The following is a 2,263-nucleotide window of genomic DNA, read 5'->3' as shown; positions in this document are numbered from 1 at the left end:
CGGCCGGTGCCGGGCCGCCACAATGGCCCGGGGGGCGGATGTGGCCGTCCGGTGAGGAGGGCGACGTGCACGTGCTGGGCAGCCGCCGACGAAGCCAGCCGGCCCCCGCGCATGTCGTGTGGCGGTCGCTGCGTGACCCGTACGAGGCTGGCAGTCGTCCGTGGCTGGAGTTGCGCGACGACGAGGTGCCACCCCGGGTGGTGGCGGGCTACGCACCGGTGCTGCTGGTGTGGTCGTCGCTGTGGCCGCACCGACCGCTGGACCAGATCCGCTTCGACGTGACGCACGGCTTGCCCGGCGGGGACTGCACGCTGCGCTGGACCCTGACCACCGAGGCGGACCTACCGAGCGAGAGCACCCTCGGCTACCTGCGGCACCGCCTCAACTACCTGATCAACAACCGCCTCCGCCTCTCCTACGGCCAGTAACCCCCAGCTGGTGTTGATCATGAAGTTGTTGCCCTCGAACTCGGCGTGTCGGGGCGATAACTTCATGATCAACGGATCTGGTGGGGTGGGAGTGTCCGGGGAGCGGGTTGGGGTTCGACGTTTCCGGTGAGCGGTGCCGGGGCGGCACCGGAGACAGGAGGCCACTGTGAAGTACATGATTCTGCTCTACGGGTCGCAGCAGGACTATGACGTGCTGTCGGGGCGGGCTTCCGACCGGCCAGCCATGTCCGCCGAGCAGATCGCGGCCGTGCACCGGCACATGGAGACGTTCCACCAGGCGCTCGCCGAATCCGGGGAACTGGTCGACGCGCGGGGCCTCAGCGAGCCGGTGCACACCCGTCGCGTGCAGGTACGTGACCGGGCGTCCGTGGTCACCGACGGCCCGTACCCGGAGACGCAGGAGGTGCTCGCGGGTTACACGATCGTGGAGTGCGCCAGCTTCGACCGGGCCACCGAGATCGCCGCCGGCCTGGTCGACCCGGACACCCCCGGCGCGTACGTGGACGTGCGGCCGGTGCTGGACGGCGTCGAGGACCTGGCCGGCTGACCGGTGTCGGCAACGCCCGCCGAGGATCTGCTGCGCGAGCTGGCGCCGCAGGTCCTCGGCGCGCTGGTCCGCCGCTTCGGGCACTTCGACACCGCCGAGGACGCGGTGCAGGAGGCGCTGATCGCGGCGGCGGACGGTTGGCCGCGCGACGGCGTACCGGAGAATCCCCGCGCGTGGTTGATCACCGTCGCGTCCCGGCGGCTCACCGACCTGCTCCGGCGTGACCAGGCGCGGACGCGGCGGGAGGAGACGGTGGCGCGCTGGGTGTTGCCGGAGCAGTGGTTGGCGCCGGCCGCCGACCGGCCCCCGGCGGATGCCGACGACACGCTCATCCTGCTGTTCCTGTGCTGCCACCCGGCGCTCACGGCGGCGTCGCAGATCGCGCTGACGCTGCGCGCGGTGGGCGGGTTGAGCACCGCCGAGGTGGCCCGCGCGTTCCTGGTTCCGGAGGCGACGATGACCCGGCGGATCAGCCGGGGTAAGCAGCGCATCCGCGACAGTGGCCTGCGGTTCGCGCCACCGACCGGGGCGGAGCGCGCCGACCGGGTCGCCGCGGTGCTGCACGTGCTCTACCTGGTCTTCACCGAGGGGTACGCGCGTACCGCCGGCCCGGGGCTGCTGCGCGCCGACCTGACCGCCGAGGCGATCCGACTGACGCGGCTGGTGCACCGGCTGCTGCCCGACGACCCCGAGGTCGCGGGGCTGCTCGCGTTGATGCTGCTCACCGACGCCCGCGCGCCGGCGCGGATCGGCGCCCACGGCGAGTTGGTGCCGATGGCCGAGCAGGACCGCAGCCGGTGGCGGGCCGACCAGATCGCCGAGGGGGTCGCCCTGATCACCGGGGCGCTGCCGCGCGGGGTCGTCGGGCCGTACCAGCTCCAGGCGGCCATCGCGGCCGTGCACGACGAGGCGCCCACCGCGGCGGCCACCGACTGGGCGCAGATCACCGCCCTGTACGAGGTGCTGCTCGGCCTGTCCGACAATCCGGTAGTGGCGCTCAACCACGCCGTGGCGGTGGCCATGAGCCGGGGCGCGCCGGCCGGCCTGGCGCTGCTGGCCGACCTGGCCGACGACGTCCGGTTGGCCGACGATCCGCGGCTGCCGGCCGCCCGCGCCCACCTGTGGGAGCTGACCGGCGAGCGGGTCGCGGCGCGGGAGGCGTACCGGATGGCGGCGGCACGCTCGACGAACCTGGCGCAGCAGCGCTACCTCAACGCCCGCGCGGACCGTTTGGCGGACGACCCGCCGGCCGCCGGCTGAGCCGGCG

The 2,263-nt window shown here is 73.6% G+C and carries 3 protein-coding genes; all 3 read left to right on the top strand.

What is annotated here, in order from left to right:
• Positions 1-428: hypothetical protein (locus tag AB0J68_RS31200; protein ID WP_363942361.1), on the top strand; the 428-nt coding region annotated here is incomplete at its 5' end.
• Between the two features lie 175 nt (positions 429-603).
• Positions 604-996, top strand: coding sequence for a YciI family protein (locus AB0J68_RS31195; RefSeq protein ID WP_363942363.1), 393 nt, complete (start codon positions 604-606; stop codon positions 994-996).
• Between the two features lie 3 nt (positions 997-999).
• Positions 1,000-2,256: a sigma-70 family RNA polymerase sigma factor gene (locus tag AB0J68_RS31190; RefSeq protein WP_363942359.1), complete on the top strand. Its 1,257-nt coding sequence runs from the start codon at positions 1,000-1,002 to the stop codon at positions 2,254-2,256.
• Positions 2,257-2,263 lie beyond the last annotated feature (7 nt).

The organism is Micromonospora sp. NPDC049580, from assembly GCF_040675595.1.
Classification (GTDB): Bacteria; Actinomycetota; Actinomycetes; order Mycobacteriales; family Micromonosporaceae; genus Micromonospora.
The sequence above is the reverse complement of the archived record's forward strand: the minus strand, read 5'-3'. Positions and strand labels throughout refer to the sequence as shown.

Excerpts from the sequence above, each read along its gene's own strand:
- AB0J68_RS31195 (WP_363942363.1), top strand. The coding sequence starts at position 604 with ATGATTCTGCTCTACGGGTCGCAGCAGGACTATGACGTGCTGTCGGGG.